This window comes from Telluria sp. AIW5, from assembly GCF_056680575.1.
The window spans coordinates 5,121,012-5,134,679 of the sequence record NZ_CM155289.1; the positions used below are offsets into that span (position 1 = coordinate 5,121,012).

At 64.2% G+C, this 13,668-nt stretch carries 11 protein-coding genes; 3 read left to right on the plus strand and 8 right to left on the minus strand.

From position 1 onward, the window contains the following. Positions 1 to 49: 49 nt before the first annotated feature. The 3 genes from glnL to glnA form a co-directional block, all read right to left on the minus strand. Positions 50 to 1,141 (minus strand): nitrogen regulation protein NR(II), encoded by a 1,092-nt coding sequence (gene glnL, locus AC1MEM_RS22580; RefSeq protein WP_499474330.1) that lies wholly within the window; start codon positions 1,139 to 1,141, stop codon positions 50 to 52. Between the two features lie 5 nt (positions 1,142 to 1,146). Beyond that, the gene (locus AC1MEM_RS22585) at positions 1,147 to 1,656 is read right to left on the minus strand and encodes a DUF4124 domain-containing protein (protein WP_499474331.1); all 510 of its coding nucleotides are present in this window, start codon (positions 1,654 to 1,656) and stop codon (positions 1,147 to 1,149) included. 158 nt (positions 1,657 to 1,814) lie between these two features. Continuing rightward, positions 1,815 to 3,230: a type I glutamate--ammonia ligase gene (gene glnA, locus AC1MEM_RS22590; RefSeq protein ID WP_499474332.1), complete on the minus strand. Its 1,416-nt coding sequence runs from the start codon at positions 3,228 to 3,230 to the stop codon at positions 1,815 to 1,817. Between the two features lie 322 nt (positions 3,231 to 3,552). On the opposite strand from glnA, the gene AC1MEM_RS22595 reads away from it, so the two are divergent. Then, positions 3,553 to 4,011 carry a rhodanese-like domain-containing protein gene (locus AC1MEM_RS22595; RefSeq protein WP_499474333.1) on the plus strand — a complete coding sequence of 153 codons (459 nt, stop codon included), beginning with the start codon at positions 3,553 to 3,555 and terminating at the stop codon, positions 4,009 to 4,011. 243 nt (positions 4,012 to 4,254) lie between these two features. Here AC1MEM_RS22595 and AC1MEM_RS22600 read toward each other — a convergent pair whose 3' ends face one another. The 4 genes from AC1MEM_RS22600 to AC1MEM_RS22615 form a co-directional block, all read right to left on the minus strand. After that, positions 4,255 to 6,213 carry a CocE/NonD family hydrolase gene (locus AC1MEM_RS22600; RefSeq protein WP_499474334.1) on the minus strand — a complete coding sequence of 653 codons (1,959 nt, stop codon included), beginning with the start codon at positions 6,211 to 6,213 and terminating at the stop codon, positions 4,255 to 4,257. A 62-nt stretch (positions 6,214 to 6,275) separates the two neighbouring features. Beyond that, positions 6,276 to 7,667: a TAXI family TRAP transporter solute-binding subunit gene (locus AC1MEM_RS22605; protein WP_499477739.1), complete on the minus strand. Its 1,392-nt coding sequence runs from the start codon at positions 7,665 to 7,667 to the stop codon at positions 6,276 to 6,278. Further along, positions 7,664 to 10,915 (minus strand): transglycosylase domain-containing protein, encoded by a 3,252-nt coding sequence (locus tag AC1MEM_RS22610; protein WP_499474335.1) that lies wholly within the window; start codon positions 10,913 to 10,915, stop codon positions 7,664 to 7,666. Before AC1MEM_RS22610 ends, AC1MEM_RS22605 begins: the two co-directional genes overlap by 4 nt. A gap of 336 nt (positions 10,916 to 11,251) precedes the next feature. Next, positions 11,252 to 12,082: an EI24 domain-containing protein gene (locus AC1MEM_RS22615; RefSeq protein WP_499474336.1), complete on the minus strand. Its 831-nt coding sequence runs from the start codon at positions 12,080 to 12,082 to the stop codon at positions 11,252 to 11,254. Positions 12,083 to 12,271: 189 nt separating this feature from the next. Here AC1MEM_RS22615 and AC1MEM_RS22620 point away from each other — a divergent pair, with 189 nt between their 5' ends. Further along, the gene (locus AC1MEM_RS22620) at positions 12,272 to 12,628 is read left to right on the plus strand and encodes an FKBP-type peptidyl-prolyl cis-trans isomerase (protein ID WP_499474337.1); all 357 of its coding nucleotides are present in this window, start codon (positions 12,272 to 12,274) and stop codon (positions 12,626 to 12,628) included. Positions 12,629 to 12,804: 176 nt separating this feature from the next. Next, positions 12,805 to 13,059 (plus strand): acyl-CoA-binding protein, encoded by a 255-nt coding sequence (locus tag AC1MEM_RS22625; RefSeq protein ID WP_499474338.1) that lies wholly within the window; start codon positions 12,805 to 12,807, stop codon positions 13,057 to 13,059. A gap of 162 nt (positions 13,060 to 13,221) precedes the next feature. Here the strand turns inward: AC1MEM_RS22625 and AC1MEM_RS22630 are convergent, their stop codons facing one another. Then, positions 13,222 to 13,503 carry a polyhydroxyalkanoic acid system family protein gene (locus tag AC1MEM_RS22630; protein ID WP_499474339.1) on the minus strand — a complete coding sequence of 94 codons (282 nt, stop codon included), beginning with the start codon at positions 13,501 to 13,503 and terminating at the stop codon, positions 13,222 to 13,224. Positions 13,504 to 13,668 lie beyond the last annotated feature (165 nt).

Genomic DNA, 13,668 nt, shown 5'->3' on the forward strand with positions numbered 1-13,668 from the left:
GTAAATTCGTCGTGGACAGGGCGGAATCACGGCCGATGCCGCATTGCCTCTACGGCAGCGGCAGCAGGATCCGGAAATCCGTCAGTCCAGGCCGGCTTTCGCACTCGATCATGCCCAGGTGCTGCTGCACAAAGGTTTGCGCCAGCGTCAGCCCCAGGCCGCTGCCGCCATCCCTGCCCGACACCAGCGGGTAGAAGATACGGTCGCGGATCTCCGGTGCGATGCCCGGTCCATTGTCGATGATATGCAAGTCTAATGCCAGCCCGTAGCGGACCTTGGCCAGCGTGACCTGGCGCGCCACCCTGGTGCGCAAAACGATCTCCGCATCGCCCGCCGCGATGCGTCCGGCCAGCGCCTGCGCGGCGTTGTGCACGATGTTCAGCACAGCCTGGATCAGCTGCTCCTTGTCGCCCCTGAACTCGGGAATCGAGGCGTCGTAATCGCGCCGGATCGTGAGGCCATTCGGGAATTCGGCCAGCACCAGCGAACGCACGCGCTCGCAGACTTCGTGGATGTTCACGTCGCCGACGATATGCGGTTTCTTGTGCGGCGCCAGCAGGCGGTCGACCAGGGTTTGCAGGCGGTCGGCTTCCTTGATCACGACCTGTGTGTATTCCTTCAGCGCGTTCAGGTGCAGCGGCGGCAGTTCGAGTTCGAGCAATTGCGCCGCGCCGCGGATGCCGCCCAGGGGGTTCTTGATCTCGTGCGCCAGGTTGCGAATGAGTTCCTTGTTGGCCTGGCTCTGGTCGAGGAAACGCTCCTCGCGGTCGAGTTTCAATTGCTGGACGTTCTCGCGCAACTCGATCAGGACTTCGCCGTTATCGAGGAAGCTGGCGATGCTGTGCACGTGCAGCGTCTCGCGCCCTGGCCTCTCCAGGGCCAGGTCCTGGCGCAGGTCCGCGTACTGGTGGGCGCGGGTCTGTTCGCACAGGGCAGCCAGTTCCTCGCCATTCGAAAACAGCGCGGCCAGGGTCTGGCGCGACAGGCTTTTCAGGGAGGCGTCGAGCATGTTCTCGGCGGCCGGATTGGCATAGCGTACGCGGTCGCTGCCATCGACCAGCAGCACGCTGGAGACCAGCAATTCGAGGCCGGCAAAGCGCGCCGGCTGCTGCGGGCGGTCGGGTTCGTTCGTCGGACTCATTTGACTCACCTAATGTTGGCGATCTCGCGCCGCAGCGCTTCGATATTGCGTTCGGTGCGGCTGATGTCGTCGCGCATCTGCGCCACGCGTTCCTGGTACTTCGCGTAATTGCGCTCGTTGCCCTGGCGTTCCGGTTCGCCGTTGTTGAACGCTGCGCGCAGGTCCGCCAGCTTCTTTTCTTCCGCACGCAGTTCGTCGGTCAGGATACCGCGCCGGTCGTCGTCGCGGGCGCGCTGCTGCGAGGTGTCGACGCGCGGGAAATTCGACGGGCTCGGCGTGGCGGCAACGGGTGCCGGATTGCCGGCACGGCCAGCGGCGGGCGCCGGACCGCGGCGCTCGGGCGGCGCGGGGATATAGCCGGGCAGGTCGAGCGCCTTGCAGCCCTTCTTGCCGGTATCGGTGAATTCGACGCGGCCCTGGGCGTCGACGCATTTGTAGACCGTGGTCTGGGCAAAGGCCGCGCCATGGAGCATGACGCCGGCGGCCAGCGCCAGGCGAGTCAGTCTGGTTGTCATTCGCATCGGTAGAAGCTGCACGGCAGGGCGTGCGAGGTGAAGTTGAGCCGAATATACCGCATCCATAAAAAAACGCGGGGAAAGCCATTGGCCTTCCCCGCGTTTGTTACCTGCGCTTACAGCTTATGATGCCGTAGCGCAACGGTATGGTCCAACTATTACGCCGAGTAGTACATGTCGAACTCGAGCGGGTGCGGGGTCATGCGCATGCGCTGCACTTCCTGCATCTTCAGTTCGAGGTAGGCGTCGATCATGCCGTCGCTGAACACGCCGCCGCGGGTCAGGAACTCGCGGTCCTTGTCCAGGGCTTCGAGGGCTTCTTCGAGCGAAGCGCAGACGGTCGGGATCAGCTTGTCTTCTTCCGGCGGCAGGTGGTACAGGTCCTTCGAGGCGGCTTCGCCCGGATGGATCTTGTTCTGGATGCCGTCCAGGCCGGCCATCAGCAGGGCCGAGAAGCACAGGTAGACGTTGGCCAGCGGGTCCGGGAAGCGCACTTCGATGCGGCGGCCTTTCGGGTTCGCCACGTGCGGGATGCGGATCGATGCCGAGCGGTTCTTGGCCGAGTAGGCCAGTTTCACCGGCGCTTCGTAGCCAGGCACCAGGCGCTTGTACGAGTTGGTGCCCGGATTCGTGATCGCGTTCAGGGCCTTGGCGTGCTTGATGATGCCGCCGATGTAGAACAGGGCCGTTTCCGACAGGCCGGCATAGCCGTCGCCGGCGAACAGGTTCTTGCCGTCTTTCCAGATCGACTGGTGCACGTGCATGCCCGAGCCGTTGTCGCCGTTGATCGGCTTCGGCATGAAGGTCGCGGTCTTGCCGTAGCTGTGGGCGACGTTCCAGATCACGTACTTCATGTTCTGGGTCCAGTCGGCGCGCTCGACCAGGGTCGAGAAGCGGGTGCCGATTTCGTTCTGGCCGGCGCCGGCCACTTCGTGGTGGTGCACTTCGACCGGGATGCCGAGCGATTCGAGGATCAGGCACATTTCCGAGCGCATGTCCTGGAAGCTGTCGACCGGAGGCACTGGGAAGTAGCCGCCCTTGACCGCAGGACGGTGGCCGCTGTTGCCGCCTTCCGTCTTGGCATCGGTCGACCACGAGGCTTCGTCCGACTCGATCTTGACGAAGCAGCCCGACATGTCGACTTTCCAGCGGATCGAGTCGAAGATGAAGAATTCCGGCTCAGGACCGAAGAAGGCGGTGTCGCCCAGGCCGGTCGACTTCAGGTAGGCTTCGGCGCGCTTGGCGATCGAGCGCGGGTCGCGGTCGTAGCCCTTGCCGTCCGACGGTTCGATCACGTCGCACTGCATGAACATCGTCGTCTCTTCCATGAACGGGTCGATGTTGGCGGTGCTCGGGTCCGGCATCAGGATCATGTCCGAAGCTTCGATGCCCTTCCAGCCGGCGATCGACGAACCGTCGAAGGCGTGGCCGGATTCGAATTTGTCGAGGTCGAAGTGCGACACTGGAACGGTGACGTGCTGCTCTTTACCGCGGGTATCCGCAAAGCGGAAATCCACGAACTTGACTTCATTGTCCTTCACCATCTGCATCACATCTGCGGCGGTCTTTGCCATGCGTTTCTCCTGAATGAAATTGGGGTGCTACTGGTAGGCAAAGTTCGTTTGCGACCGGTCAGCCTTGCCTGCAACATGCTCGCAGGAATCTATGCAGGAACCATGCCAGCACTTCCGGTATGAACAAATGCGCTATCGTTCTTTGGAAAGCCGAGAGTTTAACCATAAAATCCACATGACAACGAGAATATCCAACCGTGCACCAGAACGGCGCATTTGCACCATCTTGGTGCAAGCGGCGGTAAACGCACCATTCTGATGCACCGCGCACTCTTTCGGCAAGCCTGCGCCGAAGCGGTGCGCGATCACGACAAAGGACACCATGAAGACGACTAAAGAAATTCTCGAAGCGGCCCGCGAGCGCGCGCCCGGCCAGCCCTATGCCGGCGCCGTAACCCCGGACGAGGCTTTCATGCTGCTGCAGGCGGCGCCGAACGTGAAACTGATCGACGTGCGCACCAACGCCGAGCGCGACTGGGTCGGCCGCGTCGTGGTTCCGGAAGGCCAGCACCTGGCAGTGGAATGGGCGAGCTACCCGGGCGGGCAGCCGAATCCCCAGTTTGGCCAGCAACTCGAACGCGTGGCCGGCAAGGACGAGGTGCTGCTGTTCCTGTGCCGCTCCGGCGTGCGCTCGCGCCACGGCGCGCGCGTGGCGACCGAGCTGGGTTACGCCAATGCCTTCGACATCCTGGAAGGGTTCGAGGGCGACAAGGATGGAGAAGGCCACCGCAAGACGGTGGGGGGCTGGTGCAAGGCGGGCTTGCCTTGGGTCGGGGCCTGAGTCGGTAACGGCTTTTGCGAATTTGACCTTGAAAAGCTGCGCAGCTCCGTAGGGTGGACGGCTATACCCGGGACGATGCGTGCACGCTGCCTGGATGCCGCCCACGCGTTCAACGCACGGCTGGTCATTCGCGACGGATCGTCCGCCGCTTGAACGCGTGGGCGGCGCGAAGGCAGCGTCTGCTCGAATTGCCCGGTGGAGCCGCCCACCCTACGGCCTGCTGCGGCCATTAACGGGTAATCATCAGTTCCCCGGCAACACCATCACCTTCAGGCCCGAGGCCGCATCCGGCGCGTGGTACACGCGCTGCGTCGCCCTCCTGAAATCTTCCGGCTTCGCTTTCGGGATCGAGGTGAAGGTCTGCGGATTCAGGTCGACCAGCGGGAACCAGGAGCTCTGCACCTGCACCATGATCCGGTGACCGCGGCGGAAGGTGTGGTTCACCTGGCCGATGTCGAAACTGAGCGCTTCCACTTTCCCCGGCGTGAATGGCTCCGGCTTCTCGAATCCGTGGCGGAATTTTCCGCGTAATGGATTGCCGCGCACCAGCTGCTGGTAGCCGCCCATCTCGACGCCGGGCGCGGGGACGTCGCCGCCCTGTCGCTCGGGAGTCGTTTTCGGATAGGAGGCCGGATACACGTCGATCAGTTTCACGACCCAGTCGGCGTCCGTCCCGGTGGTCGAGACGAACAGTTTCGGCGTCACCGGCCCGGCGATCGTCACGTCGTCTTCCAGCACGTCGCTCTGGTAGACCAGCACGTCGGGACGGGTCGCGGCGAAGCGCTGGTCCGAGACCATGTATTCCTTCGGCACGCCCGTCGCCGGGTAGCCGATATAGGGCACCGGCTTGCGCGGGTCGGCCACGTATTCGTCGAAGGCGGCGGGCGCCGACGGCTGGGTCCAGCCCAGCTTGCCGTCGGCGCCGAAATACAGCGTGCGCGGCTTCGCCTGCAGCGGCGGCCAGGCCGTGTAGCGGCGCCAGACATTGCTGCCGGTTTCAAACGCGGTGATTTCGGCAAGCGCCGCGGCCGGCTTCACGCCCTTCAGGTACTGTTCAAAAAACGGGAACTGCAGCTCCTTGCGGAAGTATTCCGAGGTTTTACTGTCGAAAGAAACGTGGCCCAGCCGCGCGCCTTCCCCGTGTGCCCAGCCGCCGTGCACCCATGGCCCGATCACGAGGCTGTTGACGATGCCGGGGTTCTGTTTTTCGATGGCGCCCCAGGTCGTGAACGGTCCCTGCGGATCTTCCGCGTCGAACCAGCCGCCGACCGTCAGCACGGCCGCCCTGACGTTTTTCAGGTGCGGCCCGATGGCGCGCGCCTGCCAGTAGGTGTCGTAGGTGTCGTGTTCGATGTTCGGCATGAAGAGGGCGCGCTGCTCCGCGCTCATGCTGGCGGCGATGTTGGACAGGGTCAGGTGCTTCAGGAAGAAGTCATACGCGTTCGTCGTGCCGTAATCGAAGTCGGCCCAGGTCTTGGGCAGCGGCGTCGGGTTCTTCGCTTCCGTGAAGGCGGCATAGAAATCGAAGTTCGCGGCCAGCATGAAGGCGCCGCCGTGGTAGGAATCGTCGCCCATGTAGAGGTCGGTGACCGGTGCCTGGGGCGAAGCCGCCTTGATCGCCGGGTGCGAATCGATGATGCTGGCCGCAGTATAAAAGCCCGGATAGCTGATGCCGTAGATGCCGACTTTACCGTTGTTGTTGGGGACGTTCTTCAATAGCCACGCCACGCTGTCGTGCATGTCCTGGCTTTCGACGCCCTCGCCCGCAGTGGGCTTAGCCTGGACGTGCGGCGTCATTTCCTGCCACTTCCCTTCCGACATGTAGCGCCCGCGCACGTCCTGGTAGACGAAGATATAGCCGGCATCCTCGAACTCGCGCGACGGTCCGAGCGCTTCCGGCATCCACTCGACGCCGTAGCGCAGCTCGTCCTGGACGTGCACACCGGCGCTGTAGGGCGTGCGCTGCATCAGGAAGGGATACACGCGGCTGCCGTCCTTCGGCACGTAGACGGTCGTGAACAGCTTGACGCCGTCGCGCATCGGGATGCGGTATTCGTACTTGGTATAGGTTTCGCGCAGGTTGCGCTTCGCGGCGGGCGCATCGGCCGCAGCCAGGTCGGCGCCGAGGACGGCACTGGAGCCAAAGGCGAGCGCGAGCGCAAGCGCCGGGCCGAGTACAACATGGGACAGCGGACGACGCATGATGAATTCTTTCGGAGCAGATACACGGGGCCGCCAGTGTAATCTGATTCCGGAAGTAATTACTATTCGGGCAAGCCAGCGCCTTCCGTGGTCGACTTCAGTCGCTGGCGCACGATATTGATGTGCCCTCTCAAACCGTACAGGCCGTCGGCATAGGCGAGCGGAATCGAGATATGGTTCACCTGCTCTTCGATCTCGTCCAGGCGCCGCAATAAATCATGGCGCACGATCTCGCGCTGGTCCTCCACGACACCCTCCCAGGCCTGCTCCACCGCGCGCAGTTCGCCATACCAGCGGTAGACGCGCGAACGCACGCGCCACACATACAGCGGCGGCACGATTTTAGAGAGGGGAATCACCAGCGCCGCCAGCGCCACCACCACGACCCAGAGCCGGTCGAACAGGTTCGCCAGCCAGAAGCTCAGGTAGCGCTGCAGCAGCGGTGGGCCGTCGCGGTAGTATTTCGCCGCCTCGCGCGCGACCGGGATCTCGGTGAATTTCGGCGACGGAAACTGGCCCTGCTGCTGGAACCACCCTGCCCCGCCGTGGATCTCGCCGGCCGCCTTGACGAACAGACTGATCAGCGCCGGATGCAGGTCTTCGCGCGCGACCAGCGTCGCGGTAGGCGCGATCAAATGGTAGTCCTGCGCAGGGATATCGCGCCCGAGGTCGACGATCCCGCGCGGCAGCGTCACGTGGGTGAGGAAAGGCAGGCGCCGCGTATAGGCTTCGGCCTGCGTGAAATTGAACAGGCGGATGCCCGGCGTCTGCAGCAGCATCTGGATCAGCTGCGCCTCCGGGGCCGAGCTGAACACGAGGCCGTCGATGCGCCCGGCCAGCAGTTCGACGGTGGCCGGCGTGTTCTCGAGCGCGCTGATTTTCAGCTCGGTCGGTTCGACCCCGTTCACCGCCAGGATCTGGCGGAACAGGTTGGGCACGCCCGTGCCTTCCGGCCCGAGGTTGATGCGCAGGCCGCGCAGCCCGGTCAGGCTTTTTGCCTTGACGCTGTCGCGCAAAAACAGCCAGACCGGTTCGGTGAACAGGCTGCCGAGGGAGACCAGCCCGAGCTCGCCGGCCTTGATCTCGCCCGTCGAGCCGCTCTGCACGAACGCGATGTCGGCCTCGCCGCTGCGCAAGCGCTCGAGGTTTTCCTGGGAGCCGAGCGAGGGCTGGAGAGTGACGCGGATGTCGTCCTTCTTCAACGCTTTGGCGTACTGCGCGCCGAAGGTTTCGTAGGCGCTGTTTTCCTGGCCGGTCGCCAGGCGCACCTGGCGCGGCGGCGCCGGATCGACCACCCAGTAGGCGACGATGCAGGCGGCGACAACGAGAACGACCGTCGGCCCTGCGGCGACCAGCAGGTCGCGCAGGGAGACGAGGGTGAAGCCACGAATTTTGGAGACGGCGCGCCGGCTCGCGCGGCGCGCCCTTTCTCCCGCTTTTGCCCGCCCCGTCAACGCACGCACTGGCGCGTTGCGCCCACACTACCTTGCGGCGGTTCGATCATCGGCATCAGGCTTGGCGCCAGGGTCACCAGCAGCTGGGTCGGCAGCGCGCTGGTGAAGTCGTAGTGTTCCGACTGCGGACCGTGCACATAGGCCGTCATCGTCCCGAAGAAGCGTTCGCCGATGTTGAACACAAAAGTAGCCGAGCGGTTCACGTAGCGCGACTCGATCAAGCGCCCGCCGCGTGCGTACACATCGAAACGCTGGTCGCCGGTACCGGTCTTGCCGCCGACCGCGACGACATTCCCGTCCGAGGTGGTAAAGGCGGTCTTGACGCGCTTGGCGGTGCCTTCCGACACCACGCCGCGGATGGCATTGGCCACGGCGCGCGCCACTTCCGGCGCCAGCACGACTTCGTTTTCCACTTTCGGTGCCCGTTTCACCAGCGTTTCGTAGGGCGTGCCCTTGGCGAAGTGCAGCGAATCGATGCGCTCGACGGGTTTGCGCACGCCGCCGTTGATGATGATGCCCATCAGCTCGGCCAGCGCGGCCGGACGGTCCGCCGAGGCGCCCAGCGTCGTCGCGTAGGACGGCACCAGCGAATCGAAGGGATAGCCCATCTTCTTCCACTGCGCGTGGATCTTGAGGAAGGATTCGACTTCCAGCAGGCCCGCGATGCGCTTGTCCTGGGCGTTCTTGCGGTTGGTCTTGAACAGCCAGGAATACACTTCCTGGCGTTCCTTCACGCTTGCCGCCACCGCCTCGCTCCAGCCTGCCTTCGGATGGTTGCGCAGGTAGCCGACCAGCCAGAGTTCGAGCGGGTGGGTGGAGGCGACGTAGCCGCGGTCGGCCAGCGACATGTTGGCCGGAGCGTACTGGTCGTACATTTTGGCGATGCGTTCTTCGTCGACCTCGTTGGTCGGCAGCGAGGCGTCGATGAAGGCACCGAATTCCTTCAGCGTCGCGTTCGGGGCGATCGTGCGGTGCACGGCGGCCAGCTTCGAGGCCATCGGACGCACGCCGGCAATCAGCAAGGCTTGTGCTTCGGCCGGGGTCTTGCCCTTGTACTTGTTCCAGAACTTCGCGAGGAAGGTCTTGCCTTCGGCGTCGGCAAAGCGCGCCAGGTATTCGGCGCGGCGCGGATCGTCGGCGTCGGCCAGCAGCGCGGCCGAGGAGCCCGGCAACTGGAACATGTAGTAGCGCGCGACGTCGCGCATCAGGCGCACGAACACCAGGTTCGTGGACTGCTGCAGCGCCTGCTGCACCGTCATGATCCTCGCATTATCGAGTTTGCTGAAGTTGCCGAAGTAATGCAGGCCACCGCCGGTGAAGAAGCCTTCGCCCGGATTGCCGGAATACTTGCGCTCCATCGCGGCGGCGAGCATCGGGCTCAAGCCGCGGTCGGCATTCGCCGGCAGCGCCAGGAAGTAGTCGACGGCCCAGCGGCTGAGGTGGTCTTTCGGGTCGATGCGTACTTCGCGCAGCGCTTTCGGGTCGAGCGGCTCGTAACGCTTGTGCAGCTGGTCGACGATGTCGAGATAGCTGACGAGGGTGCGCAGCTTGGCGGTCGAGCCCAGGTCGAGCTTGGCCTGCTCGTTGATGTCGAGCGGCTGGTCGTAGTTGTCGGTCTGGACGCGCAGGTAGTTGACGTTGTCGCCGCGCTCCATCAGCGTGAAGCTGTAGACCACTTGCGACGGGTCGCCGTTGCCGAGCAGGCCCTTGCCGGTCAGGCCGGCCGCTTCCGCCGCTTCCGGCGTGGTCAGGTGACGCAGCACCTTGGTGACGGCTTGCTGGGCTTCGGCGTCGAGCGTCGAGACGACCGACATGTCGAGGCGATCCAGGTTGTACAGGCGCGGTTCGCCCAGCAGGGTGCCGAGGTGGTTGCGCACCGCGTTCGAGGCCTTGCGCGAGACAAAGGCGTTCGCCGCCGGCGCCTCGACGCCCGAGGCCAGCGCGGGTTTCAGTTTCACGGCGAGCGCCGCGTCGCGCAGCTGCGGCGTGATCACGCCGGCCTGCGCCAGCACGCGCAGGTGGCTGTTGGTGAGGGTCTCGAGGTCGGCTTCGCCGGCGCCCAGGTAATAGGCCGGGCGGCGCTGCGCGATCATCAGCGACAGCGCTTCCTTGTAGACCAGCACCGCTTCGGGCGTGTCCATGCGGCCCTTGAGGATGTCGCCGGCCTTGCGGAAATCGCGGCCGTACCAGACCCACATGCCGTCGCCGATGCCGTTCACTTCGCCATAGCCCGATTTTGCCGAGAGCGGCACCGTGTTCAGGTAGTCGAGCACGACCTGGCGGCGGGCGGCGGTGGTGTCTTCGCCGTCCTGGTAGGCGCGCAGCGTGGCCGAGGCCATCTGGACCAGCTTGTCGTGCAGCGAGGCGGTGCGGCCTTCCGGCGAGTGGCGGTATTTTTCGATTTGCGTGGCGAGCGTCGAGCCGCCGGCGACACGTCCGCCGCCGCTGATGCCGATGGCGCTGAGCGATTTGTCGAAGACGGCTTTCGAGAAGCGGTCCCATTCGATGGCCGGATTGCGTTTCGGGTAGGCCGGGTCGAGCAGCTCGCGGTTTTCGATGAACAGCAGGCTTTGCACCAGCAGCTGGGGCGCGTCGTCGAAGTGTTCGTAGTACCGTTCGGGGAAGCGCGAGGCGAACAGCGGCTGGCTGCGGCAGTCGAGGATCTCGAGGCCGGTGCGGGTCTTTTCGCGGTAGGTGGCGAAGATGCCGCGGTCGGCCAGCTCCATCATCTTTGGCGACATGCGCGCCTGGGCGTCGATGACGTAGTCGCGCGCCTGCAGCTTGGTCAGGAAACCCGGCAGGTGCGAGTAGCCGAGGCGTGCATCGTAGGGGCTTTCGGCCGGGAAGCGGATCGCGTCGCTCGGGCTCTTTGCCATGCGGTAGTGCACGTCCTTCATCATGCCGGCGAAGATTTTCGCCTGCAGCGTCGACGTGCGCGTTTCGTAGACCGCATAGGCCGAGCCCGCGGCCACGACCACCAGCAGGATGCCGAACAGGACCAGCTTGCCGCGGCCCTTGCCTTTCGGCGGCTCGCCTTCGCGCTCGGGCTCGGGGCCGGGGCCGGCCGCGGTTTCCGGGGTGTCGTCCGCGGCGGCGCCGGCTTCGGTCACCAGCGACAGATGGGGATAGGTATCTTGCGGCGCGTCCTGCGTTGCCGCATCGATTGCGGGCGCGACATTACCGTTGGCTTGTCCGCGCAGCGCGCGAAATACGTTACGAGGCCGTTTGAAACGGCGGGTGCTTTCCATGATGGCTCAACCGGTTTTGAATCGTAATTCCTGCAATCCCTGTCAACCTGCTCGCCATCCCTGCTGCCGGTCTGTTCGAGTGATCGAGGTGGTCGTTGGTTCACGTTTTCTAGTTCATGTTTTGGCGCCCCAACTCAGCAAATTGTTGCGGCGCCCAAGACATCATTCCACCACATCAACAGGTTTTGCACGAAGCCCCTTTCAACAAATTTGACCTGCCCTAGTCATTTTCGCAAAAAAACAACGGCAGAGTTATCGGGATGGCATTGATGCCTACAAGCATTAGTCTTGCCCTCCTACACGGCTGGGAATTTGCGCAGCAAGGGCCGGGATCGATCAGCCGGTCCGGGCCGCCAACGACGCACTCGGGCTCGTTGCGCGCAGGTCTTCCAGGGCCTGCAGGCAGTAGTACTGGAACCATAGTCCGGTGAAGAGGAAGATCAGGATATACAACCAGGCCGACAGGATCGCCAGGAAAGGGAACAGGGCCATGGCCAGCACCGCGCCGCCCATCCAGGCAATCCCCGGCAGCGCGCCGAGCAAGCCCGACATCATGCCGATCGCCAGCAGCGGCCAGCGCCGCGTTTCCATGAGGGTCTTGCGTTCGGCGGCGCTGGCGTGGGCGGCGAGCGCGTCATAGCTCATCACGCGTGCAGACACCCAGCCCCACAACGCCGCCTGCACCACCACCGCCAGCGGTGGAATCGCATACAGCGGGATCGTCACTATCCAGAGCAGCGCGAACACCAGCACGCTCGTCAGGTTCATCCAGATGCTGCCGGCAAAGCTGCCGCCCTCCTTGCGTTCGAGCTCGGGGAAGCGGCGCCGGCCGACATGGCGTTCGATGACCGGCATCGCGAAGACACCCATGAACAGCAGCGCGGACGCGATCATCAGCGGCAACAGCAGCAGGATCGCCACCAGCGGCACCACGACCACCTTCAGCATGCCGAGACCGAGCGTCGACAGCCAGCTGCCGCTGGCCTGGAACCAGCCGTACTCCCGAAAAACGGCGCCCAGCCAGTCGAACAGCGCCGGCCCGAAGGCCCACAGCAGGCCGCCCCAGACCAGCAGCGACAGCAATAGCGGCAGCAGCGACAGCATCATCATGCGCGGCGAGAAGCCGGCGCGCAGGGCGCGCGCCCAGGCAGTGGCAACGCCGTTCACGCGACGCTCCAGGAGGTGTTCAGGATCGATGCGGGCATGATGGCGCGGCTCCCGATGTCAAAAGCATATTGTAGACGCGATTCGACGTGCGGGCCGCCGCGCCGCGCGCCATGCGCTATCGGGGCAAGCGATGGCAGATTACGAGGGCATGCACTACAATCGCCGTTCACAGATTATCGAGGGAACAACATGTCCACTACCACCACTGAATCCGGCCTGCAATACGAAGACACCGTCGTCGGCGAAGGCGCCGAAGCGAAAGCCGGCGCCTACGTCACCGTTCACTACACGGGCTGGCTGCGCAACGACGACGGCACCGCCGGCGCCAAGTTCGATTCGAGCAAAGACCGCAACGACCCGTTCCAGTTTCCGCTGGGCGCCGGCCATGTGATCAAAGGCTGGGACGAAGGCGTGCAGGGCATGAAGGTCGGCGGCGCCCGCCGCCTGACGATCCCGGCAAGCCTGGGCTACGGCGCGCGCGGCGCCGGCGGCGTGATTCCGCCGAACGCCACGCTGATCTTCGACGTCGAACTGCTGAACGTTTAAGTTTTAATGTAGTACCAGTTTGCCTCTGCCACGCCTTGCGCGGCGGAGGCAACGTCGAGCATCCCCTCTAAAGTACCGCGCAAAACGGCGCGATCTTCCCTCCCCTGCGCTAAGATGGCCGGCCGCATTGCAGTAGACTCAATGCCCCATCGAGTACTCAGACCACAGGAGTTTTTATGAGCTTGCAAGACCAGTTTACCCAGGCCCAGGCCGATTCGAAGAACCTGCCGGAACGCCCGGACAACATGACCTTGCTGAAGATCTACGCGCTGTTCAAGCAGGCCTCGAGCGGCGACGCCAGCGGCGACCGTCCAGGCTTTACCGACATGGTCGGCCGCGCCAAGTTCGATGCGTGGGACGGTTTGAAGGGCACGTCGAAAGAGGACGCCATGCAGCAATACGTTGATTTGATCGAAGAGCTGAAGGGCTGATCACGATCGGCTTTCGTAGGGTGGGCACCCCGTTCCCACGCGGAACGACGCGCAAACGGGTCGCTCTTTCATCGCCGCCGGTTATTCAATCGTTACGATTACAAATGCGTTAACGCGACGCATATTTCCGCGTGGGCACGGGGTGCCCACCCTACAACAGCGTCACGCCGCCGCGAACACCCGGCGCATCTTGTCCGTCACCTTCGCCTCGATCATCGGGCGAAACGCACTCATCAGCATTCCCAGCCTGATCTGCAGCGCCGCGCGCTGTGCGCCCAGGGTCAGCGCCCCCTCGACGCCGCTGCGCTCGAAACGCAACACATCGCCCTCCCAGCGCCACTGCATGCCGAATTCGGCGGCGACCTTGTCGGCCACTTGCTGCGCCGCGGCGCGTGCCCGTTCCGGGCTCAGGTTGTGTTCCTGGACGATCTGGATGTCGGCCATCTGATTTCCTTTCTCTGCTGTCATGCGCGAACAATCCGCCATCATGCCAGTTGCATCGGCGCGATGCCAGTCCACCGTGCAATTGATACGGGTCAAGACCTGATCCCCCGGTGGCGCGAATATCTCCTGAGCTAAGTCATCACATGCTCAGTTACATGATCATTC